This is a genomic window from Marinobacter sp. M-5 (genome assembly GCF_032911545.1).
In the GTDB taxonomy this organism is placed as follows: domain Bacteria; phylum Pseudomonadota; class Gammaproteobacteria; order Pseudomonadales; family Oleiphilaceae; genus Marinobacter; species Marinobacter goseongensis.
In genome coordinates this window covers 155758-178538 of the sequence record NZ_JAWJEK010000004.1, presented here as the reverse complement: position 1 = coordinate 178538, position 22781 = coordinate 155758, and the positions used below count along the sequence as shown (strand labels likewise).

Here is a 22781-nt window from a genome sequence, read left to right as displayed (position 1 = left end):
GATCAGGGTTGCCCCCATTGTCCAATATTCCCCACTGCTGCCTCCCGTAGGAGTTCGGGCCGTGTCTCAGTCCCGATGTGGCTGATCATCCTCTCAGACCAGCTACGGATCGTCGCCTTGGTGGGCCTTTACCCCACCAACTAGCTAATCCGACTTAGGCTCATCCAATAGCGCAAGGTCCGAAGATCCCCTGCTTTCCCCCAAAGGGCGTATGCGGTATTAATCCGGGTTTCCCCGGGCTATCCCCCACTACTGGGCAGATTCCTAAGCATTACTCACCCGTCCGCCGCTCGTCAGCGTCTAGCAAGCTAGACCTGTTACCGCTCGACTTGCATGTGTTAAGCCTGCCGCCAGCGTTCAATCTGAGCCATGATCAAACTCTTCAGTTTAAATCATACAAGAATCCGAAGATTCTCTATTCTTGCTCAAGACAAAACTCAATTTCGACGAGTCACTGTCCTGATATTTCGTATCCGAAATACCTCGGCCAGCGCCCACACGAATTACTTGGTTAACTTTTTAAAGAGCGTTTGAGCTGTTGCTCAATCAAGGTGGCGTATTCTACATCGTTCCGCCGCCTTGTCAACCGTTTATCTGAAGAATTTTAAAACTCGTTTTCTTCAATACTTTCAAACAGTTGACCCCCGAATCCGGAGCCGCCTAATCGGCCTGCCCCTCGAAGGAGATGCGCATTTTACAGACCTGCCCGAAGGTGTCAACGAGCAACCGGGATTATTTTCAAGAAGTAGCGGTTTCCCCCTACACAGCCGCTCATAAGTCGACCATCTTGCTCAGTGAACGAGCAATTTACTGCTTTTTCACAGCGAAACGATGACGTACCGCGGGTAACCACCAGAGCCTGAGTCCCAACAACAGAACCACCACCGCCCCGTACACGACCATTTCCCCTATATCGCTCCGTGCCTGCCACAGGAAATGCACCCACGCCACGAGAGCAACAGCATAAATCGACTTATGCAGCGCTTTCCAACGCTTACCCAGCCGCCTGACCATGCCCTGTGTGGAGGTCACCGCCAGAGGCACCATCAATAGAAACGCGACCAGGCCCGCAACAATATAAGGTCGCTTGGTGAACGTCGCCCACACATCCTGCCACCCCAGAATGAACTGCAAAAACGCGAGCACGTGCAGGATCACATAAAAGAAACTGAACAGGCCGAGCATCCGTCGCACCCGCACCCATCCGGGCCAGCCGGTCCATTTGCGCAAGGGCGTCATGCTCAGCGTGACGAGCAGCAACTGGAAAGCCGCAAGGCCGAGCGACTCAGTTACCTCCTGTCCCGGGTCCGGACCAAGATCGCCGCCGATCAGGCGAGACACCAACAGCGCCAGTGGAAGTAGCGCAGCCAGTGCCACCAGTGCCCGGAACACCAACAACCGGCCACGGCTCAATGGCCCGCGGGTGGGTACTGACATCAATACTGTTTCCTGAGGTCCATCCCCTTGTAGAGGTGCGCGACCTGTTCACCGTAACCGTTAAACTTCTGTGTCTCTCGCCAGTTAGGTGACAGCAATCCGGAGGGCAGGCGCCGTTCACGCTTCTGACTCCATCGCGGATGATCCACCTCAGGATTCACGTTGGCATAGAAGCCGTATTCATCAGGAGCCAGCATTTCCCAGGTTGTTTTCGGGCGCTCTTCCTGAAACCGGATCTTGACGATGGATTTGATGCTCTTGAAGCCATACTTCCAGGGCACGACCAGCCTCAAAGGGGCGCCGTTCTGATTAGGGAGAGTTTTTCCGTACAGGCCGACGGCCATGAACGACAACTCGTTCATGGCCTCATCCATCCGCAAACCTTCCTGATAGGGCCAATCGATCGTGCTGAAGCGGGATCTCTGCCCCCGCATCTGCTCGGGATCGTGGAGGGTTTCAAAGTAAACATACTTTGCTTTGCCCGTGGGCTCGAACTGTTCAAGCAGGTCGGCAAGTGGCACACCTACCCAAGGGATGACCATGGACCAGGCCTCAACACAACGAAGCCGGTAGATGCGCTCTTCGTAGTTGTGGGGTTTGAGCAGGTCCTCAAGCGCGTATTGCCCCGGCTTGCCACAGGCCCCCTCTACCGTCACGGACCAAGGGTCGACTGACATCTCTCCGGCGTATCTGGCGGGGTCACCCTTACCCGTCCCGAACTCGTAAAAGTTGTTGTACCGAACGACGTCATCAAGCGGTGTCTGCTTCTCGTCGGTGCTGAACCGGGGCATTCTGTCGGACATGAGTGCCTGACCAGACACCGGTAAAGACGCAGCCGACAGCAATCCCGGCGCAAACAGCGACGCGGCGACCCCGGCACTGCCGACCATGAAGCGACGACGGTCCCGGAATATCGGCTCGGGCGTGACTTCAGACCAGGGCAAAGCCCAGGATGGACGTTTCTTGATAAACATTGATACCTCCGCGACCAATCATGCGCCAGGACACGCGCTTTGCCCTGATAGCGTACAGAGTTGACCGGGAGAGCTCGGGAAGATTCCCGACCCGCCAGACGGGCCGGGGGAGCCAACGATCAGGCTGCGGAGCCCGATTTGCGGCGTGCTTTGCGCGTCAACGCAAGGAAAGGACCGGACAATCCGTAAATCAGGAACCCGGTAAACAGTACGGTGGCCGGATCCAGCGCGATCACTACGAAGGTCAGCACCACCAGCAAGATGGCGGCAAAAGGCACCCGACCCCGCAAATCAAGGTCCTTAAAACTGCGGTACAGGATGTTACTGACCATCAGCACGCCACTACCCGCAACCACGATAATGGTCATCAGGGTCAACCAGGTTGCCGGGTCAACATCGTGGAAACACCACACCAACCCGGCCACACAGGCGGCGGCCGCAGGACTGGCAAGCCCCACGAAAAATTTCTTGTCGACCGAGCCGATCTGGGTATTGAAACGCGCCAGTCGCAACGCGGCTCCCGCCACGTACATAAAGGTAACGGCCCAGCCCACCTGGCCCAACTCGTTTAATGACCAGAAGAACGCAACCAGCCCCGGAGCCACCCCGAAGGCAACCATGTCCGACAGGCTGTCATATTCTTCACCGAATTTGCTCTGGGTGTTGGTCATTCGCGCGACCCGACCGTCCAGGCCGTCCAGGATCATCGACACAAACACTGCGATGGCAGCGTTGTCGAACATGCCGTTGGCTGCCGACACGATGGCATAAAAACCGGAGAACAAAGACGCCGTGGTCAGCGCATTCGGCAAGAGGTAGATTCCTTTGCGACGCACGGGGGCGCCCTCCACCAGCTCCTCTTCCACCACTTCGCCGGGCTCATACTCACCAACAGACGATGACGCTGCCGACTTTGCTGTTCCGGCGGCCTTTTCCGATTCCGGGATTTTTTTGTCTTCACTCATTCCACTCACTCCGGAAAGTATTTGTGCGGAGTATATACGAAAAACGCGGCCACACGGGCCGCGTCTTCAGAACCGTACCGGAAGCCCGACTCAGTTCTTGTCCTTATCCACGATCTTGTTCGCGGAGATCCACGGCATCATGCCGCGCAGTTTCTCACCCACAACTTCGATGTCGTGAGCGGCGTTCTGGCGACGACGCGCGGTCATGGACGGGTAGTTCAGAGCACCCTCGGAGATGAACATCTTGGCGTACTCACCGCTCTGAATACGCTTCAGCGCATTGCGCATCGCTTCGCGGGACTGCTCGTTGATGACTTCCGGGCCAGTCACGTACTCACCGTACTCCGCATTGTTGGAGATGGAGTAGTTCATGTTAGCGATGCCACCCTCGTACATCAGGTCGACGATCAGCTTGAGCTCGTGCAGACACTCGAAGTACGCCATTTCCGGTGCATAACCGGCTTCGGTCAGGGTTTCGAAACCGGCTTTGACCAGTTCAACCGCACCACCACACAGAACCGCCTGCTCACCGAACAGATCGGTTTCGGTTTCGTCCTTGAAGGTGGTTTCAATGATACCGGTGCGGCCGCCGCCGATGCCGCTGGCGTAGGACAGGGCCAGATTCTTGGCGTTGCCGGACGCGTCCTGGAAGATCGCGATCAGATCAGGAATACCGCCGCCTTTGGTGAACTCGGTGCGAACCGTGTGGCCCGGCGCCTTCGGCGCCACCATGATGACATCCAGGTCTTTGCGCGGAACAATCTGGTTGTAGTGAATCGCAAAACCATGAGCGAACGCGAGAGTAGCGCCCTGCTTCAGGTTGGGCTCGATTTCAGTCGCGTACAGCTGCGCCTGGAACTCGTCCGGGGTCAGGACCATGACTACATCAGCGGCGGCAACCGCAGACGGCACGTCGCTGGTCTTCAGGCCATAGGCCTCGGCCTTGGCAACGGAAGACGAACCGGGGCGCAGGCCAACGGTGACGTCGACGCCGGACTCTTTCAGGTTGCACGCGTGGGCGTGGCCCTGGGAACCGAAACCGATCACGGCAACTTTCTTGCCCTGAATGATGGAAAGATCACAATCCTTATCGTAATAAACCTGCATGGGATAACCTCAGTAATTTACCGGCCCCGCCCAGGGGGCCATGATTTAAAAATGGATCAGGTACCGGTCAGAGACTCAGCACCTTTTCGCCGCGAGCGATGCCGGACACACCGGTACGGACCACCTCGAGCACGCCTGATGTGCCCACCGCCTGAATAAAGCCGTCCAGCTTTTCGCTGTCGCCCGCAAGCTGCACGGTATAAACCGAGCTGGTGACATCCACGATCTGGCCGCGGAAGATGTCGACGGTGCGCTTGATTTCGGCGCGCTGGGACCCCATGGCCTTGAGCTTGACCAGCATCAATTCACGCTCAATGTGGGAGCCCTCGGTCAGGTCCACCAGCTTCACCACTTCAATCAGCTTGTTCAGCTGCTTGGTGATCTGCTCGATAACCTTGTCCGAACCCGTGGTGGTCACGGTCAGACGGGACAGGGTCTCGTCCTCGGTCGGCGCCACGGTGAGGGTTTCAATGTTGTAGTTGCGCTGGGAGAACAGCCCCACCACACGGGACAGGGCACCCGGTTCGTTCTCCAGCAAAACAGAAATGATTCGACGCATGATCACACCCTCTCCGTCTTGCTGAGCCACATGTCTTTCATGGAACCGCGGGCAACCTGCATCGGATACACGTGCTCGAAGCGGTCAACGTAGATGTCCACAAACACCAGCTCGTCTTTCATCGCCAGCACTTCTTTCAGTTTGGCTTCCAGGTCTTCCTTGCGGTCGATCCGGACCCCGACATGGCCGTAAGCTTCCGCCAGCTTGATGAAGTCCGGCAGGGATTCCATGTAGGACTGGGAGTGGCGGGACTCGTAGTTCATGTCCTGCCACTGCTTCACCATACCCAGCGCCTGATTGTTCAGGTTGATGATCTTCACCGGCAGGTTGTACTGCTTGCAGGTGGACAGTTCCTGGATGTTCATCTGGATACTGCCTTCCCCGGTGATGCAGAGCACCTCATCGTCCGGATGCGTCAGCTTGACGCCCATGGCAGCGGGAAGACCAAAGCCCATGGTGCCGAGGCCACCGGAGTTGATCCAGCGGTTAGGCTTGTCAAACTTGTAGTACTGGGCGGCGAACATCTGGTGCTGCCCGACATCGGAGGTGACATAAGCCTCGCCGTTGGTCAGACGACACAACGTTTCGATCACTTCCTGCGGCTTGATGCTGTCGCCACTGTTTTCATAACGCATACCGTGGAATGCACGCCATTCGTCGATCTGCTTCCACCAGGAAGCAATAGCGTCAGCATCGGGCTTGTCCTTGCTCTCCTTGACCAGGGTGATCATCTCTTTCAGCACCGCGTCGACGGGCCCGACAATGGGCACATCGGCATCAATGGTCTTGGAGATGGACGCCGGATCAATGTCAATGTGGACAATGCGCGCACCGGGACAGAACTTCTCGGTGGCGTTGGTCACCCGATCATCGAACCGTGCACCCACACAGAGGATCAGATCCGAGTGATGCATGGCCATGTTGGATTCGTAGGTGCCATGCATGCCCAGCCAACCAAGGTGCTGCTTGTCCGATGCCGGGTAGCAACCAATCCCCATCAGGGTGTTGGTGATCGGGTACCCCAGCATGCGCACGAGCTCGGTCAGCTGATCGGAGGCTTTACCAAGAACCACACCACCGCCCGCGTAGATGATCGGACGCTTGGCCGCCATCAACATGTCGACCGCTTTCTTGATTTGGCCGGCGTGGCCACGAATGGCCGGGTTGTAGGAGCGCAGCTTGATCTTTTTCGGGAACACGTATTCAAAGCGCTCGTTCGGTGTGGTCATATCCTTGGGGATATCCACCACCACCGGCCCGGGGCGACCGGTCGAGGCAATGTAGTAGGCCTTGCGGATCACCTCGGGAATCTCTTCCGGGTGGCGAACGCTCAGGTTGTGTTTCACCACGGGACGGGAGACACCGATCATGTCGGTCTCCTGGAACGCATCCTCGCCAATCAGTGTGGACGCAACCTGACCGCACAGAACCACCATCGGGATGGAGTCCATGAACGCAGTGGCAATGCCGGTAATGGTGTTGGTGGCTCCAGGACCCGAGGTCACCAGCACGGTGCCCGGTTTTCCGGTTGCCCGCGCGTAACCGTCAGCCATGTGGACTGCGGCCTGCTCGTGCCGAACCAGAATGTGTTTGACCTTATCCTGCCTGAACAGCGCATCATAAATATGAAGGGCTGCACCACCCGGATAGCCGTATATGTATTCGATGCCTTCGTCTTGAAGGGACCGGATCAGCATATCGGCGCCAGACAATAACTCCACGTTTTCTACCCTCTTCTACGAGTGAATGAGCCGGGATAGCTCCCGGTTGCCTGGATACCCGGTCTGTCTGCTTCTTTTGAAAGCGACACCGGCTGCTCCTCCACACTACCTATAAGAGGTTGTCTCCTGGCCAGCCGCCCTCCTGAGGGTTGCGGAGAACGGCCAATCGACGGGTTGCAAATAAGCAACAACCATCCCGCGACCTGTGCGCGGCGCGTTCAGTGTGGTGATTAACGGGGGATACTCGCTCGGGATTGCCTGCCGTATTGACCCCTGTCTTCAGGCAATCGGTAATTTTGACAGCGGGAAACTCCCTGTCAATAGCAGTGTGAGGATTCTACGCCCATAGTGGTGAAAGGTCTGCCATACTTTGTGCAGGTATTTGAACCAGCCTGAAGAAATCATGAACGCCAACTGGCATGATAAATAGATCAAAACACAACGGAGCAACCCACAGTTGCCCCGGCTTGGCTAACGCAAGACGAGTAGACTGATGAACAAAAAAACCCTGACACTGGCAATGATTCTGGCAGTAGTGCCTTTGATGTTTCCCCAGGCAGCTACCGCCGCCTCCGTTTACAAGTGGACGGATGAGAACGGTGTGACGCACTTTGGCGACAGAGAGCCCACCGGCAAGCAGACTGAGCGGGTCAATATCCGCACCGGCAAAATCTCCGGCGATCAGCGGCCCAAAAGCCCACAGCAGCAACTGGACGAGCTGGAAGCGCGCCAAGCGGACGCCGCCGGCAAGCGTGAGGAATCTGCCGTGGAGGAGGCCCGCCGCAAACAACGTGAAGCCAACTGTGAGACCGCGCGCAGCAATCTCACCATACTCGAACGCAACAGCCGGATCCGGGTAGAGGAGAACGGTGAACAGCGCTACCTGTCCCCGGAAGAGGTTCAGGAGCAACGGCAGAAATTTGAAGATATCGCCAGCGAAAACTGTGGCGCGGAAAGCAGCGAAAACGCTGAACGCTGAACGCGGCCATAAAAAGAGGCGACCTGATTGGTCGCCTCTTTTTGTTTCAGCCGCTGGCCCCGAAAGGGGCATTGTCAGACCTTGTCAAACACCAGTTTGTGGTCACTTACCTTACCGCGAATGGTGTCACCGGACACGAAATCACCCTGTAACAACCGCTGCGCCAGAGGGTTTTCAATCATACGCTGGATGGCCCGCTTCAACGGTCGCGCGCCATACACCGGGTCGTATCCCACTTCCGCCAGCAACTCCATAGCCGCCTCATCCAGCTCAAGCTTCATCTCCTGCTCTTTCAGGCGTTTGCCGAGCGATTCGATCTGGATCTTCGCGATGCCCTGAATCTGGGTTTCTGCCAGCGGATGGAACACCACAACCTCGTCCACACGGTTGATGAACTCCGGGCGGAAATGCGTCCCTACCACCTCCATCACCGCCTGTTTCATGTCCTCGTAATTGTCCTCTCCGGCTTTCTGCTGGATGATGTCAGAGCCGAGGTTTGAGGTCATTACAATCACGGTGTTGCGGAAATCCACCGTTCTGCCCTGACCGTCGGTCAGGCGCCCGTCTTCCAGCACCTGCAACAGGATATTGAACACATCCGGATGCGCTTTCTCCACCTCATCCAGCAGCAGTACCGAGTAAGGTCTGCGGCGGACGGCTTCGGTGAGGTAACCACCCTCCTCATAGCCCACGTAGCCCGGAGGGGCACCGATCAGACGGGCGACAGAGTGCTTCTCCATGAACTCCGACATATCAATGCGCACCATGGCCTCTTCGGTGTCAAACAGAAACGAAGCCAGGGCCTTGCACAACTCGGTCTTGCCCACGCCGGTGGGACCGAGGAACAGAAACGAGCCGTTGGGCCGGTTCGGGTCCGACAGCCCGGCCCGGGAGCGGCGCACCGCATTGGACACTGCTTCCACGGCCTCTTCCTGACCGATGACTCGGCCATGGAGCGCCTCCTCCATGCGCATCAGCTTGTCACGTTCGCCCTCCAGCATTTTGGAGACCGGAATACCCGTCCATTTGGAGACGATTTCAGCAATTTCTTCATCCGTGACCCGGTTGCGCAGCAGCTTCATTTCCATCATCTCGGCCTGGCTGGCCATATCAAGCTGGCGCTCAAGCTCCGGAATCTGGCCATACTGCAACTCAGACATCTTGCCCAGATCGCCGGCACGGCGGGCATTCTCCAGATCAATCCGGGCCTGTTCGAGCCGGCTTTTGATTTTCTGGGAACCGTGCAGGGCAGCCTTTTCGGTGTTCCAGACCTCTTCCAGGTCGGCGTACTCAAGCTCGATCTTGGTGATCACATCGGACAACTCGTCGAGTCGCTTTTTCGATGCGGCATCGGTTTCTTTCTTCAGCGCTTCGCGCTCAATCTTGAGCTGGATCAGGCGGCGCTCCAGGCGATCAAGGGCTTCCGGCTTGGAATCCATCTCCATACGGATCTGGCTTGCCGCCTCGTCCACCAGATCAATGGCCTTGTCCGGCAGCTGGCGATCGGCGATGTAGCGGTGCGACAGTCGGGCCGCTGCGATGATCGCCCCATCGGTCACTTCAACCCCGTGGTGCACTTCGTAGCGCTCCTTGAGACCCCGCAGGATGGCAATGGTGTCCTCTTCACTGGGCTCACTGACCAGCACCTTCTGGAAGCGACGCTCCAGTGCCGCATCTTTTTCAATGTTCTCGCGGTACTCGTCCAGCGTTGTGGCGCCCACACAGTGCAGCTCGCCACGGGCCAACGCCGGTTTGAGCATGTTGCCGGCGTCCATGGAACCCTCGGCCTTGCCGGCCCCCACCATGGTGTGGATCTCATCAATGAACAGGATGATCTGACCTTCCTGCTTGGACAGCTCATTCAAGACCGCCTTCAGGCGCTCTTCAAACTCACCGCGGAACTTGGCGCCGGCAATCAGCGAGCCCATGTCCAGCGAAAGTACTTTCTTGTCTTTCAGGCCATCGGGCACTTCGCCGTTCACGATGCGCTGAGCCAGGCCCTCGACGATGGCGGTCTTGCCCACGCCGGGCTCACCGATCAGGACCGGGTTGTTCTTGCGGCGACGCTGCAGCACCTGAATCGTACGGCGAATCTCGTCATCGCGACCGATCACCGGATCGAGTTTGCCGGCTTCAGCGCGCTCGGTCAGATCGATGGTGTACTTGGAGAGCGCCTGGCGGCTTTCCTCGGCGGCGGCATCGTTGACCGACTCACCGCCACGCACCTCGTCGATGGCCTTTTCCAACGCCGCCTTGTCGACCCCCTGTTCCCTCAACACCCGCCCCAGCGTGCCGCGATCCTCCAGCGCCGCCAGCAGCATCAATTCGCTGGAGATAAACTGATCCTTTCGCTTCTGCGCCAGCTTGTCTGCAATATTGAACAGCCGCCCCATGTCGTTCGACATGGACACATCCCCCGCCGAGCCCTGAACTTCCGGCAGGTGTTCAATCTCGCGGGCCACCGCCTGTCGAACCCGTCCGGGTTCCACGCCCACCTGTTTCAGCAGCGGCTTGATGGAGCTGGCGTCCTGGTCCAGTAAAGCCTGCATCAAATGCAGGGGCTCGATAAAATTATGATCCTTGCCAACGGCAAGTGACTGTGCGTCCGCGAGAGCGGTTTGCAGCCGACTGGTGAGTTTGTCGATTCGCATAATCTGTTTTCCCCGATTCGGTGACCGGATGCCCGTGCACTATCGCCGACATCCCGTTTGCTTTGATCTTAAATGTAGGGGCAACCGGGGGGACTTCAAGCGGGGAACGACAGAAACTGTCAGAAAATTGACGGGGATCAGGAAGGGTCAGTCAGCCAGATCAGGCTGGCCATGCGTCCGGTCTGACCGTCGCGACGGTAGGAGAAGAACTGCCGCGACTCTGAGACCGTGCACCGGTCACCGCCGTAGACCTGGCTGACACCACAGGCTGCGAGACGCTGGCGCGCCAGAAGGTAGATATTCGCCAGAAAATGGCTCTCCCGTGCGCCGCGAGACTCAAACGCACTGGCCGCGGCGGCATCATGGGCCAGGAACTCGGCCCGCACCTCCGGGCCTACCTCAAACCGGGTCGGCCCGATAGCCGGGCCCAGCCAGGCCATCAATTCCGCCGGCTGACCACCCATGCCGCTGACCAGGGCCTCAACCACACCGCCACACAGACTGCGCCAGCCGGCATGAGCGGCGCCCACCCGCGAGCCTGACCGGTCACACAGCAATATGGGCAGGCAGTCCGCGGTCATGATGACGCAGGCGTGCCCGATCTTACGAGTGTAACTGGCGTCCGCCCGTGGCACGCCGGCGGTGGGCAGAGACACCACGTCGGTGCCGTGGACCTGCTCCAGCCAGCCGATGCTGCCGGGTTCGATCCCGGCAGCATCGGCCAAACGCTGGCGGTTTTGCCGCACGTGATCAAGATCGTCACCCACGTGGGTACCGAGATTCAGCGAATCCCACGGCGCCTCGCTCACACCGCCACAGCGCGTCGAGCACACGGCTTTAACGCGGTCCGGCGCCGGCCAGTCAGGGGTAATCAGCGGCACCTCAGAAGTCATTACTTTCCAGGCCCTGGACGTGCTGGCGCAACGCCGCCAGCAGCTGTTGCATGTCGTCCGGCATGGGTACTTCCCAACTCAGGATTTCCCCGGATTCCGGATGCTCGAGCGTCAGCTGGCGCGCGTGCAGGGCCTGGCGATGGAACGCCGCCAGCACCTGCCGGAGGGCCTCGGTGGTGCCTTTGGGGAGACGCAGGCGACCGCCGTACTGTGGATCACCGATCAGCGGGTGTTTCACATGGGCCATGTGAACACGAATCTGATGGGTGCGGCCGCTCTCCAGTTTGCAGCGCACGTGGGTGTGGGCGGCGAACCGCTCAACCAGCCGGTAGTGGGTGACTGCCGGTTTGCCACCGGGCACCACGGCCATTTTTTTGCGCTCCTGCGGGTGGCGACCGATAGGCGCATCGACGGTGGCGCCGCCGGTCAGCGTGCCGACAACCACGGCCTCGTACTCCCGTCCCATGGTGCGGGTCTGGAGTTGATCCACCAGGGAGGTATGTGCGATCAGGCTGCGCGCCACCACCATGATACCGGAGGTGTCCTTGTCCAGCCGGTGCACAATCCCCGCCCGGGGCAGGTTCTCCACTTCCGGGGCGTAATTGAGCAGCGCATTCACCAGGGTACCGTCGGCGTGGCCGGCAGCCGGGTGCACTACCAACCCCGCCGGTTTGTTGATCACCAGCAGGTGTTCGTCCTCATAGACCACGTCGAGGGTAATCGCTTCTGCCTGCCAGCTCACCTGAACTTCCGGCTCGGCGTCGAGCTCCAGACGATCGTTCAGCATCACCTTGTCCCGCGGCTTCCGGGTCTCGCCATTCACAGTCAGGGCGCCGCTTTTGATCCATCCCTGAAGACGCGAGCGGGAATGTTCCGGCATCAGTTCCGCTGCGGCCTGGTCGAGGCGACGGTCACTCAGTTCCGGCGGAACGGAAAAGGCAGCGGTAATTCGATTTTCAACAGACATTAAGCCCCCGGGGCCGGTAAAGGTGTGTTACGTTTCGGTCAGAAATTTCCAATCAGTCTGGTCAGCCACTGCACAAGGCAATGGTTCCTCGTTACAATGGCTGATCATTCGTTTTTGTCATTATACGGGATTCCGGCATGAGATCAGTTGTTCGATTATTGCTATTGGCCACGACCGCATTGTTGATCAGTGCCTGCGCCTCCAATCAGGAGGAGGAAGTGCTGCCGGAACAGACCTATTACGAGAATGCCCGCGACGCCATGAGTTCCGGCAATTTCAACGAGGCAGAAGAAAATCTCGACGCCCTGGAAACCTATTACCCATTCGGCCGCTATGCCGAGCAGGCCCAGATGGACCTGATCTACGCCCGTTACCAGAACCTTGATCTTGAGGGTGCCCGGGCTGCCGCTGACCGTTTCCTGCGGCTGAACCCCCAGAGCGAGCATGCGGATTACGCCATGTATATGCGCGGACTGGCCTCCTACAACCTGGACATCGGCCTGGCTGCCCGTTATTTCCCGATTGACGTGTCAGCCCGCGATCCCGGTGAGCAACGCCAGGCCTTCCGGGATTTCTCTGACCTGCTCAACCGCTACCCGAACAGCGACTACGCGCCTGACGCTCGGCAGCGTATGATCGCGATCCGCAACCGTATGGCCGAGCTGGAGGTTCATGCGGCGCGTTATTACATCAAGCGCGAAGCCTATGTGGCCGCCAACAACCGCGCCCGTTATGTGGTTGAGAACTACTCCACATCGCCAGCGGTTGAGGAGGCCCTGATCATTCTGGTGGAAACCTTCCGTTTTATGAAGCTGAACAAGGCGGCGGATGACTCCATCGCCCTGCTGGCAGAGAACTTCCCGGACAGCAACGCGCTCGACGACAATGGCGAATTCGTGCCCACGCTGCTGAAACGCGAAAACCGCTCGCTCACCAGCGTGGTGACCTTCGGCCTGATAGGCGATGAATAACGCCGGCGGAAAGTAGGGCCAGCCCTTACTTTCCGATTTTCCAGCCGTTGGTGATCGGATATCGGCGATCCTTTCCGAAGCCCCGCTCGGTGATCCGCACGCCGATGGGCGCCTGGCGGCGCTTGTACTCATTGATATCCACTAGACGCGTCACCCGCTCCACGTCCTGCCGCTCAAAGCCCTCGGCTACAATGGCGTCGGCACTGAAATCCCGCTCCACGTACAGGTTGAGAATCTGGTCCAGCACGTCGTAACCCGGCAGACTGTCCTCATCCTTCTGGTCTGGCGCCAGTTCCGCCGACGGTGGGCGGGTTATCACCCGCTCCGGAATCACCGCAGACAGGGTATTGCGATACCAGGCCAACTGGAACACGAGAGTTTTCGGTACATCCTTCAGTACATCAAAGCCGCCGGCCATGTCTCCGTAAAGGGTCGAGTACCCCACGGCCATCTCGCTCTTGTTACCGGTAGTCAGCACCAGTGAACGGAACTTGTTGGAGAGAGACATCAGCAGCACACCGCGCAGGCGCGCCTGCAGGTTTTCTTCGGTGGTGTCTGGCGTGGTGCCCTCAAACGGCTTTGACAAGGCGGCCATGAACGCGTCGTACATGGGCTCGATGGAGTACACATCGTACTGAACGCCCAGAGCCACGGCTTCCGCCTCGGCATCTTCCAGGCTCATGCCCGAGGTGTAGCGGAACGGCATCATCACCGCTCTGACCCGCTCCGGCCCCAGCGCATCGACGGCCACAGCCAGCGTCACCGCGGAATCGATGCCGCCGGACAAGCCCAGTACAACGGATCTGAATCCGTTCTTGTTGACGTAGTCGCGAACACCGAGCACCAGTGCCCTGTAGACATTCGCCTCCAGCGATGGCTCCGCCGGTACCGGCTGGGAGATAGGCTGGCAGTGATGCTCGCAGAGGAAGTCCACCGGGAACAGCCCCTCCTCGAACTGAGGCACCTCCACATCCAGATGCCCCGAGTGGTCGAACACCATGGAGCCGCCATCAAAGACCAGCTCGTCCTGACCGCCCACCAGATTGACGTAAACGATGCTCACCCGGTTTTCACGGGACTTGCGCTCCAGCAACGCTTTGCGGCGTGCCTGTTTGTCGATGTCGTAGGGCGAGGCGTTCAGGTTGAAAATCAGCTGGGCACCGGCGGCCGCCGCATCCTCGACCGGACCATCACTCCAGAGATCCTCACACACCGTGATACCCACCGGCACGCCGCGGATAGTCATCACCAGAGTATCGCGGCCTTCTGCGAAATACCGCTTCTCATCAAACACCTGGTAGTTGGGCGGAAAGCGCTTGAAGTAGCGTCCGGTGATGGCACCCTCGTCAATAACCACGGCGGCGTTGTACAGCAGCCCACCCTGTCGGAGCGGCGCACCCACCACAATCGCAGGGGCCAGGCTTGCCTGCCTGAGCGTTTCCAGCGCCTCGTTCACGCGCAGGTCCAGGCTCGGGCGCAGCAACAGGTCTTCTGGCGGATAGCCGGTCAGGCAAAGCTCCGGAAACACCACCACGTCGGCCCCGTGCTCCTCGTGGGCTCTCTGGGCTGCGTCAATCACCGCGCGGGTGTTCCCCGGAATATCGCCCACCAGAAAATCCAGCTGGGCCATCACAACACGTAAGCACCGGGGCGCCTCGCCGGTGGCAGACGGTGGCCGTGACTCAGACATAAAGGCAGCTCCTGTAACTTATTGCCGTGAAAAGGCTATTATAACCCGTCAAAGCCACGGAATTCTCGCGGGAAACCCATCAGATTATGACCACACCGGCCACCAACACCCGGGACAACTGGCCCAGCAGCCCCGTCATGACCCAGCGCGGCAAACTGTTCCGCATCTACAACCACTACCGCGTGGTCATCAGCCTGGTGCTGGTGGCGCTGCTGTTCGTTGACCCGGTGAATTTCGACATCCAGTTCCGCATGCTGGATATCTATCAGGCCGGGGTGGTCAGCTACTTTGCCCTGAACGGCTTTATGGCACTGATCATGCTGGCCGGCTTTCATCCCCAGCAACGCCACATCACGCTGTCGGTTCTGCTCGATATCCTGATCATGCATGCCCTGCTGCTGGCCAGCACCGGCATCACCAATGGTCTGGCCAATCTGGTGATTGTGTCCGTGGCGGCAGGCAACATCCTGACGCCAAGTCGCATGGGCACATTCTATGCCGCCCTGGCGGCGATCTGCTCCCTCGGCATTTCCGGCTGGGCCGTGCTGGCATTCGGCGAGTCGGCGGATGACATTGTGCGCGCCGGCTCCCTCGGCATCCTCTATTTCGCAGCGGCCTTCATCCTCCAGAACATCTCCAAACGCATGCTGCGCAGTGAGGAGCTGGCGTCGTCACGGGCACGCAGCATCGCCGAGCTGGAGCAGATCAACCGGCAGATCATCCAGCGCATGCGCACTGGCATTCTGGTGCTGGACCGGTACGGGCAAATCCGGCTGGCCAATGCTGCCGCCGAAGAGTTGCTGTTTGGTGCCGTTGCCGGCTATTCGGACAATGCCAACCGCGGGCGCATCCTGCCACAGCCGCTCCGCCTGGGGCTGGAAGCCTGGCTCAAAGATCCACTGCGCAAGGTCGAGCCCTTCCAGGCGTCGTCAACCTCGCCCCTGCTGCAGGTGAACTTTACCCAACTGGATCAGGACCGTGGCGACCACATTCTGGTGTTTGTGGAAGACATGAGCAAAGTCACCCAGCAGGCCCAGCAAATGAAGCTGGCGTCGCTCGGACGCCTGACCGCCGGCATAGCCCATGAGATCCGCAACCCTCTCGGCGCCATCAGCCATGCTGCCCAGCTAATGGAGGAGTCCACCCACCTGGACACCAGCGACCGGCAGATGCTCGACATCATTCACCGGCACTCACGGCGGGTTAACGGCATCATCGAGAACGTGCTCGACCTGTCACGGCGGCGGGCGGCCAACAGCGAGCTGATCAACGTGGGCGAGTGGCTGGAGCAATTCCGCCGGGAATATGTGCAGACCCAGAGCCAGAATCCGCAGTCCGACGCCGAGATCGAGCTTGAGCTGGACAACACTCTGGCCGCGGCGCGGTTTGATAAAAGCCAGATCGAGCAGGTGCTGATCAATCTCTGTGATAATGGCCTGCGTTATAGTGAACAGCACAGTGGAAGGCGCTATGTTCACCTGCATGCCGGCGCGATCGCCGGCGGGGCAAGAACCTATTTGGACGTTCGCGATATTGGCCCTGGCATCTCAGCGGACAACCGTGCTTCGGTTTTTGAGCCTTTTTTCACAACCGACAAGCGCGGAACCGGCCTCGGCCTTTATCTGGCTAGGGAACTGTGCGAGGCTAATCAGGCTCACCTTTCCCTGGTGGAAGACGATAAACCCGGCTGCTGTTTTCGCATAACCTTTGCCCACCCCGGGCGAATGATTTAACGCCCGCAACCTGGCCGGCGACAGAATAATGATAGGGAATTGATACCATACGATGACCACTCACACCGCGCTGATCGTAGACGATGAACCGGACATCCGGGACCTGCTGGAAATAACCCTCACGCGCATGGGCATTAAAACCCTGACCGCCCCCGACATCACCTGCGCCAAAAAATTGCTGGACGAGCACAAACCCCAGCTCTGCCTGACTGACATGAACCTGCCAGACGGCAACGGCATTGACCTGGTGCACTGGATTCAGAAACACAGCCCGTGCACGCCGGTAGCCGTGATCACAGCGTACGGCAATATGGACACCGCCATCGAATCACTGAAAGCAGGCGCGTTCGATTTTGTCTCCAAGCCGGTCGAGTTACCGCGTTTGCGCGAGCTGGTGAGTAGCGCGCTGAAGCTGTCTGAGGCCCGGCCAAACGACCAACCGACCTCTGATGAGCCCGGCCTTCTACTAGGCAACTCCAGCGAAATCAAGCGACTGCGCAATCAGGTGCGTAAACTGGCGCGCAGCCAGGCACCGGTGTTTATCAGCGGGGAATCCGGCAGCGGCAAGGAGCTGGTGGCAAGGATGATCCACCTGCAAGGGCCGAGAAGAGACGGCCCCTTTATTGCGGTCAACTGCGGCGCTATTCCCTCCGAGCTGATGGAAAGCGAATTCTTCGGCCACAAGAAAGGCAGTTTCACGGGCGCTGTGGACAACAAGGACGGGCTGTTCCGCTCCGCCGACGGTGGCACCCTGTTTCTGGACGAGGTGGCCGACCTGCCACTTGCGATGCAGGTGAAACTGCTGCGAGCCATTCAGGAGAAAGCCGTTCGCCCGGTTGGCGACACCAAGGAAGTGCCGGTGGATATCCGGGTCCTCAGCGCGACCCACAAGAATCTGCCGCAACTGGTGCAGGACGGCACCTTCCGCCAGGACCTGTTCTATCGCATCAACGTAATCGAACTGGCGGTGCCCTCTCTGCGCCAGCGCCCGGACGACATTGAGCTGCTGGCCAATCACATTCTCGAGCGGATTGCGCGGGAATACGAATGTGCGCCCGCTACCCTGACACCGGATGCCATTGAGCGCCTGCAGGCCCATGACTTCCCGGGCAACGTCCGGGAGCTGGAGAACATCCTGGAGCGGGCCTTCACACTCTGCGACGACGAGCGCATCGGGATATCAGACCTGCACATCGGCAACGCTCCACTGTCCGTCGAGCCCGGCGGCGCCCCCACCCAGGAAATCACCCGCAACGCAGAGCCCGCCGACGTGCCCGAAGGCGAAATCAACCTGGAGGGCTACCTGGAGACCATCGAACGACAGACCATCGAGAAGGCACTGGAGGCTACCCGCTGGAACAAGACCGCAGCGGCCAAGCGGCTGGGAATCAGCTTCCGGGCGTTGCGGTATCGATTGAAGAAATTGGGAATGGAGTGATCATTCGGTAACATTCGCAGTGGTCAGCGAGGATCGCTGGCCCGGATAGATCCGGATTAAATCAGACCTGCGTTCCAGGATGGAACGCGACAGGGAGACTCAAGGATGAAATTTTCTTCGCGCGACCGGGGCATCACGCTGGTCGAAATGTTAGTTGTGCTCGTCATCGTTGCTATCGTTGCGATGCAAGTAACCCCTTCTTTTACCCGCCTCCTGAGTACATCGGACCGTCACTCAGAAATCAGTGACTTGATCACCCTGATCAACGTAGCGCGAAATACGGCCATTTACGAGCAAACAACCGTAACCCTCTGTCCAGTCGATGCGGACAGCCGCTGCAGCCGGGACTGGAAGCTTCCGTTGGTGGCTTTTCGGGACCCCCAGCGCACAAAAACCGTCGCCATGCCCTCACAAATCATTTGGCAGCGCCAAATCAACCGTATCGGCACCATTCGGGGGGCCACAGGAATACACACATATTTCCAGTTCAACTCTTCCGGGCTCGCATACGGTGCAATTGGTAACATCACGTGGTGTCCGGACAACGGCGATGCCACCCTCGCTGCTCAAATAAGAATAAACATGGGCGGTCGCCCCACGTTGGCCAAGGACCGGGATGGTGACGACATCGTAGAGGATTCCGGCGGGCGCCCGGTTGCCTGCAGTTAACACACTCTTCCAGAGTGCTTACTTGGACCAGGTGTTTTCCGCTGCACTTAACGAGCCAGAGTTGTCAACATCCCACCCTCTTTGGCCGGTTGACGTCAGCTGTACGAAGCCGTCGCCCGCCTGTGCAGAACCAGCAATCGGCACAGCCCGCAATTCGAAGCTGTTTGCCGTCAGGTTGTAAATGCGGAGGTTGTAAAAGGGCCTCCCATCCGCAGGCGACTGGCTCACAAACACCCCGCCAGCCGGAGCCGTCAGGGTGTTGGTGATTGCTGAACTTCCGCCATCAGCGCCGATATAAGTGTTGTTTTGAGTGTAATAGCGCTCCATCGCGTTGGCGAACGAGGCCAACGCGCCCTGAGCATCCCCGCGCCTTGTACTCGTTACCTGCTCCAGATAACTTGGATATGCAATCGCTGCAATAATGCCAATGATCGCAACCACGATCATCAGCTCAATCAAGGTAAAACCGGACTGCCTGGTTGGCTGTAGATATTTCATTTTGGCTCCTTACTGCTCAAAGATTTCACGCCAACCGGACCGGCCCAGAGTTTTGCCACCGCCGAGGTTCACTTTGGACTGATCAACAGTGCCATCTGAAGCCTGGCGATAGAGGTTATCACCCAGGATATTCATATTGAGAATCATCGCATCTCCATACCGAACGCCGGCGACAATCTCATCGTCGCTGTTCACCAAGCCGTCGTTGTTTACATCAAATACGGAAATATACGGTGTGGTGCCATCAAAGCGCAGTGCCATCGTCCAGCTGGTACCACCGCTTTGGCAAAGGCTCTGCATTGGCGTGACCGTATTGAAGAGAACATATTCACCTCTGACCAACGGGCTCTGAATCACGCGTTCACCAGCCTCGGTATTAAAGTCGACAACCCAACCCAGAACAGCGTTGGCCGACGGATCAACCCAGTTAATGCTTTCTCCGCTGACATCTCTGAGTTCACGGCCCTCAGACGTGAATTCGGTGATCGTGCGCGGCTCCAGATCACTCCGCGCAACCGTTTCTCCCCGGTCCCACACTCCATAAAAACTCTGCTCTGCGGTGTTGGTTGGATCAGTGTCAGTGAGGTATCGCCCGGTGCCGAAAAACACAAATAGATTGGGCGAATCACCGCTCGTATTGTAGATATTTCTCCCCATCACTGGGGCAGTGGTGATGGGTTGACGATCACCGTCACTGTCCGTTGCAATAAAGAATGGGGAGCTATTGTAGACACTGCCCCAGTTGTTCACCCCACCACTCAGATCGATCGCCCAGACGTTACCATCCAGATCTCCAGCGTACACCCGATCCAGAATGCCATCTCTCACTCCGGTTCCGTCTTCATCCATGTAGTCAACCGCACGGGCAGGAGACAATCCCTGCCCTGAGCCCAGCGGGACGAATTCGAAATCCTGACCTTCTGACCAGCCATCCTGGCCCCCTTCAATGTCCAGAACAAACAGTCCGGATTGCCCACTTCCACTGTTATAACCGTTGGGAATCATGGCACTCCATCGATAGTCATTATTCTTCCATTTCACCAGGGCGACCTGCGGCGGCTCAACAACCTGGCCGAGGCGTGGATCGGAAAACTCCCATAGAACCATGTCTTCTGCGGCAGCAGCAGTGGTGTCGAAGTTAGCCGGGTTCGTCACGTTCAGTGCAAAAAGCCCTTTACCCCCTGCTCTAAGACCGCCTACAAGAATTGTTTTCCAACCCGTATTCAAACCACTGGCATCGCTGATATAAACATCTGATACCGCTGGCGACAGATCCACGTAGAAGCGGTGCTCATAGGCAGGATCAGAAAGATAGTTCAGTCCTTGCCCCTCTTGTTCGGAATACACAAAGCTGGGGACATAGGCCATCAGTTCTTGACCGGTTTCTGCGTTGAAGCCATGGAGCATTCCGTCATTGGCGCCAACGTATACCATGGGGGTTCTGTCCGTGTTCTGACGGAACGTGGAATATCGTCCAGTATCAGCAGCACCAAAAGGATCAATGTCTGGCCACCCACTGGCAGGCTTACCCGCGTACACAGGTGACGAATTGACTACGTCACCCAGAACCGTTGACCGTTTGCGGAACGTGCTACCTTCGCTCGAACGATCACCTCGAATATAGGCCAGGCGATTAGGTCCAAGGCTGTCGTTCAGCGGTCCATCGAGATCACCACGCTGGGCGGTGTTCAGCGAGTCCCAATTGAACGGCACACCGCCACCGTTATAGGTCACAATATTCCGTTGGCTCGGCGATAGTTCGTTCAAGGTGTCTGCCGCGTCCCAAACCACACTACCAATGTTGCCTGTGACCGGATTAAGGGCCCGGGCAGCCACCGAACCGGACCAATCACCACTATTGAAAGAGGCGGTGTACACGTTACTACCCTCTTCAAGAGTAGCGGTGTTGAACGTGACGTTTGTAGCTGAACCGGTAGAGCGGATGATATCCCGGAGTGCGGCGGAAATAGAGCTCCTCAACTCGTCAACATTACTGGCATTGTAGAACTCTCCACGACCATTGACTGCCGCGTGGTAAAGGTCGTCTACCTGATTTGCATCAGCTGCCGTGTCATCAATTTCGTCCCAATCCGGGAAAGTACCATATGCATCTTTTACCTTGTTGTACTCCCGGCCTGCATATAAAGCCCCCTTCGCTCCAAAACCGACGGTATAGGTATTCATATGCAAATTCGTATTACAGTCTGCAGAGGCGTCGTAACTGGGGTCTGCTGGCTCTGCCAACGTCAGAGCCGTACTGCTGAACCCGGGGTCCCCTTCCTGCTTAAAGCAGGCTGCAGGTCGACGCACGCCTCCGGCATCGTAGGTTTCACTTCTCAACCGACGCTCGTAAAACTCCATCGCAATGTCTGCAAGCGTGTCAGATGCGCTATCCTCATATGGCGCCCCCTTACCGTCGTCTGCGTTATTAACGGTCACGGGAAAATCATTATTGAAACCGTCTGTAAAAACCAAGGAAAAGTTTTTCTGACATTCTGCCTCGATGATGTTTGCGTTTCCGGCGTACTGATCCCCGGCATGCTTCAACGCTGCTCGGAGAGGCGTACCTCCCCCACCCCAACCAGCCCCGAAACGACCATAGGTATCGTCGAGAAACTCTCCTCTCTCATCATCGAGGTCCTGCATCTCAACTGTTCGGAGGTTGTGCAACCAGAATGTACCAATTTTCATCCCCGACAAGCCCACAAGTGACTCACCAACCGAAGCGCGCGTGGCGTGATGCAAACGTCGATAATAAGTGAACCAATTTGCAAAGTTCTGAAGCTCGTCAGCATCGGTGATTTCAACCCTTGTCAGGCAGGTGTTATCCGGAGCGAGCCCCACAACCCCTTCAGGCAGAGTGGTATCATCTGGGTAACCAGCCCAGTCCTGGTAGAGAGTGGCGGTGTAATTATCCTGGCTGTATAACTGCGGCTCCGGTGGAGAACCACACTCATAAGAGACATTGAAATAGGTGTTTGTCACCGTGCCCCGGGTGGTTGGCTCGAAATAGGTTGCCGGGTAATAACTATTGCCAGCGGAGTCCGTTGTATTGCTTGTCAGATCAAGTGTTTTGCTTGAATTCGATGTGGGCTCATAAGGGGCTGAGCTTGGACTGGCATCCGAGTACGTTTTTGAGTCAGAGTCTGGCCACGGGCTGTAGTCCGACTCCGGATTGTAATAGGCCGCATTAAAATCAGATGAACGCAAAAAATAGTGTCGCGGGATGAACGAAACCTGGCCGGTTCTTCCTGTATTGGTCAACCATCCACCAATATTGTCGTCACCGACAGCACCACTGTTAAACAAATAGGCTCGGCCTGAGTCCCAGAACTCGCTGACAATCTCAAAGTCCATACTCCCTGAGTCATCCACCACGAACATCAGGTTCGGCTTGGCTGATCCGGAGACGAACAAAGGAACGTCGGCAAAAGGCACATTGGCGTAACCGAGCGCTGGAGCAATCAAGCCAACACCAAGTACAAAATGCACGGCCTTACTTGTAGATTTATTCATTAGCAGGTCCTCC

17 protein-coding genes and 1 rRNA gene are annotated in these 22781 nt (G+C 57.9%); 5 read left to right on the top strand and 13 right to left on the bottom strand.

Annotated features, from left to right (window positions below; genetic code table 11):
- The 7 genes from R0125_RS16120 to R0125_RS16090 all read right to left on the bottom strand — a co-directional run.
- Positions 1–389, bottom strand: a 16S ribosomal RNA gene (locus R0125_RS16120); the annotation flags it as partial.
- 418 nt (positions 390–807) lie between these two features.
- Positions 808–1437 (bottom strand): protein-methionine-sulfoxide reductase heme-binding subunit MsrQ, encoded by a 630-nt coding sequence (locus R0125_RS16115; RefSeq protein WP_317238808.1) that lies wholly within the window; start codon positions 1435–1437, stop codon positions 808–810.
- Positions 1437–2411: a protein-methionine-sulfoxide reductase catalytic subunit MsrP gene (gene msrP / locus R0125_RS16110; protein ID WP_317238807.1), complete on the bottom strand. Its 975-nt coding sequence runs from the start codon at positions 2409–2411 to the stop codon at positions 1437–1439. Before msrP ends, R0125_RS16115 begins: the two co-directional genes overlap by 1 nt.
- Before the next feature lie 119 nt (positions 2412–2530).
- Positions 2531–3376, bottom strand: a complete 846-nt coding sequence (pssA, locus tag R0125_RS16105) for a CDP-diacylglycerol--serine O-phosphatidyltransferase (RefSeq protein WP_317238806.1) — start codon at positions 3374–3376, stop codon at positions 2531–2533.
- Between the two features lie 90 nt (positions 3377–3466).
- On the bottom strand, positions 3467–4483 hold the full coding sequence (gene ilvC, locus R0125_RS16100) for a ketol-acid reductoisomerase (RefSeq protein WP_248185521.1): 1017 nt from the start codon (positions 4481–4483) through the stop codon (positions 3467–3469).
- Positions 4484–4550: 67 nt separating this feature from the next.
- A complete protein-coding gene (ilvN, locus tag R0125_RS16095; RefSeq protein ID WP_317238805.1) occupies positions 4551–5042 on the bottom strand; it encodes an acetolactate synthase small subunit in 492 nt (163 codons plus the stop codon).
- A 2-nt stretch (positions 5043–5044) separates the two neighbouring features.
- The gene (locus R0125_RS16090; protein WP_317238804.1) at positions 5045–6763 is read right to left on the bottom strand and encodes an acetolactate synthase 3 large subunit; all 1719 of its coding nucleotides are present in this window, start codon (positions 6761–6763) and stop codon (positions 5045–5047) included.
- A 493-nt stretch (positions 6764–7256) separates the two neighbouring features.
- On the opposite strand from R0125_RS16090, the gene R0125_RS16085 reads away from it, so the two are divergent.
- Positions 7257–7742 (top strand): DUF4124 domain-containing protein, encoded by a 486-nt coding sequence (locus R0125_RS16085; protein ID WP_317238803.1) that lies wholly within the window; start codon positions 7257–7259, stop codon positions 7740–7742.
- A gap of 74 nt (positions 7743–7816) precedes the next feature.
- Here R0125_RS16085 and clpB read toward each other — a convergent pair whose 3' ends face one another.
- From clpB to rluD, 3 genes are all read right to left on the bottom strand, one after another.
- Positions 7817–10393, bottom strand: a complete 2577-nt coding sequence (gene clpB / locus R0125_RS16080; RefSeq protein ID WP_248185513.1) for an ATP-dependent chaperone ClpB — start codon at positions 10391–10393, stop codon at positions 7817–7819.
- Between the two features lie 137 nt (positions 10394–10530).
- Positions 10531–11286 carry a peptidoglycan editing factor PgeF gene (gene pgeF / locus R0125_RS16075; protein ID WP_248185512.1) on the bottom strand — a complete coding sequence of 252 codons (756 nt, stop codon included), beginning with the start codon at positions 11284–11286 and terminating at the stop codon, positions 10531–10533.
- Positions 11276–12253 carry a 23S rRNA pseudouridine(1911/1915/1917) synthase RluD gene (gene rluD, locus R0125_RS16070; RefSeq protein WP_317238802.1) on the bottom strand — a complete coding sequence of 326 codons (978 nt, stop codon included), beginning with the start codon at positions 12251–12253 and terminating at the stop codon, positions 11276–11278. Before rluD ends, pgeF begins: the two co-directional genes overlap by 11 nt.
- A 137-nt stretch (positions 12254–12390) precedes the next feature.
- Between rluD and R0125_RS16065 the strand changes: the two genes are divergently transcribed.
- Positions 12391–13224 carry an outer membrane protein assembly factor BamD gene (locus tag R0125_RS16065; protein ID WP_248185508.1) on the top strand — a complete coding sequence of 278 codons (834 nt, stop codon included), beginning with the start codon at positions 12391–12393 and terminating at the stop codon, positions 13222–13224.
- A 25-nt stretch (positions 13225–13249) separates the two neighbouring features.
- On the opposite strand, the gene R0125_RS16060 is transcribed toward R0125_RS16065, so the two are convergent.
- Entirely contained in the window at positions 13250–14914 is a 1665-nt protein-coding gene (locus R0125_RS16060) for an NAD+ synthase (RefSeq protein WP_317238801.1), read from the bottom strand.
- An 86-nt stretch (positions 14915–15000) separates the two neighbouring features.
- On the opposite strand from R0125_RS16060, the gene R0125_RS16055 reads away from it, so the two are divergent.
- From R0125_RS16055 to R0125_RS16045, 3 genes are all read left to right on the top strand, one after another.
- A complete protein-coding gene (locus R0125_RS16055) occupies positions 15001–16647 on the top strand; it encodes a sensor histidine kinase (RefSeq protein ID WP_317238800.1) in 1647 nt (548 codons plus the stop codon).
- Between the two features lie 52 nt (positions 16648–16699).
- Entirely contained in the window at positions 16700–18085 is a 1386-nt protein-coding gene (locus R0125_RS16050) for a sigma-54 dependent transcriptional regulator (RefSeq protein WP_317238799.1), read from the top strand.
- Between the two features lie 105 nt (positions 18086–18190).
- Complete coding sequence (locus tag R0125_RS16045) at positions 18191–18754, top strand: GspH/FimT family protein (protein WP_317238798.1); 564 nt, start codon at positions 18191–18193, stop codon at positions 18752–18754.
- Positions 18755–18772: 18 nt separating this feature from the next.
- Here the strand turns inward: R0125_RS16045 and R0125_RS16040 are convergent, their stop codons facing one another.
- Together R0125_RS16040 and R0125_RS16035 are read right to left on the bottom strand one after the other, a co-directional pair.
- Entirely contained in the window at positions 18773–19252 is a 480-nt protein-coding gene (locus R0125_RS16040; protein ID WP_317238797.1) for a type IV pilin protein, read from the bottom strand.
- 9 nt (positions 19253–19261) lie between these two features.
- Complete coding sequence (locus tag R0125_RS16035; RefSeq protein ID WP_317238796.1) at positions 19262–22768, bottom strand: pilus assembly protein; 3507 nt, start codon at positions 22766–22768, stop codon at positions 19262–19264.
- Positions 22769–22781: the final 13 nt, after the last annotated feature.

Bases quoted from the DNA above. Each gene is read 5' to 3' on its own strand.
- R0125_RS16055 (WP_317238800.1), top strand. From the start codon at position 15,001: ATGACCACACCGGCCACCAACACCCGGGACAACTGGCCCAGCAGCCCC.
- R0125_RS16045 (WP_317238798.1), top strand. From the start codon at position 18,191: ATGAAATTTTCTTCGCGCGACCGGGGCATCACGCTGGTCGAAATGTTA.
- R0125_RS16115 (WP_317238808.1), bottom strand. From the start codon at position 1,437: ATGTCAGTACCCACCCGCGGGCCATTGAGCCGTGGCCGGTTGTTGGTG.
- ilvC (WP_248185521.1), bottom strand. From the start codon at position 4,483: ATGCAGGTTTATTACGATAAGGATTGTGATCTTTCCATCATTCAGGGC.
- pssA (WP_317238806.1), bottom strand. From the start codon at position 3,376: ATGAGTGAAGACAAAAAAATCCCGGAATCGGAAAAGGCCGCCGGAACA.
- R0125_RS16065 (WP_248185508.1), top strand. From the start codon at position 12,391: ATGAGATCAGTTGTTCGATTATTGCTATTGGCCACGACCGCATTGTTG.
- pgeF (WP_248185512.1), bottom strand. From the start codon at position 11,286: ATGACTTCTGAGGTGCCGCTGATTACCCCTGACTGGCCGGCGCCGGAC.
- ilvN (WP_317238805.1), bottom strand. From the start codon at position 5,042: ATGCGTCGAATCATTTCTGTTTTGCTGGAGAACGAACCGGGTGCCCTG.
- R0125_RS16050 (WP_317238799.1), top strand. From the start codon at position 16,700: ATGACCACTCACACCGCGCTGATCGTAGACGATGAACCGGACATCCGG.
- R0125_RS16085 (WP_317238803.1), top strand. From the start codon at position 7,257: ATGAACAAAAAAACCCTGACACTGGCAATGATTCTGGCAGTAGTGCCT.
- R0125_RS16060 (WP_317238801.1), bottom strand. From the start codon at position 14,914: ATGTCTGAGTCACGGCCACCGTCTGCCACCGGCGAGGCGCCCCGGTGC.
- msrP (WP_317238807.1), bottom strand. From the start codon at position 2,411: ATGTTTATCAAGAAACGTCCATCCTGGGCTTTGCCCTGGTCTGAAGTC.
- R0125_RS16040 (WP_317238797.1), bottom strand. From the start codon at position 19,252: ATGAAATATCTACAGCCAACCAGGCAGTCCGGTTTTACCTTGATTGAG.
- rluD (WP_317238802.1), bottom strand. From the start codon at position 12,253: ATGTCTGTTGAAAATCGAATTACCGCTGCCTTTTCCGTTCCGCCGGAA.
- clpB (WP_248185513.1), bottom strand. From the start codon at position 10,393: ATGCGAATCGACAAACTCACCAGTCGGCTGCAAACCGCTCTCGCGGAC.
- R0125_RS16035 (WP_317238796.1), bottom strand. From the start codon at position 22,768: ATGAATAAATCTACAAGTAAGGCCGTGCATTTTGTACTTGGTGTTGGC.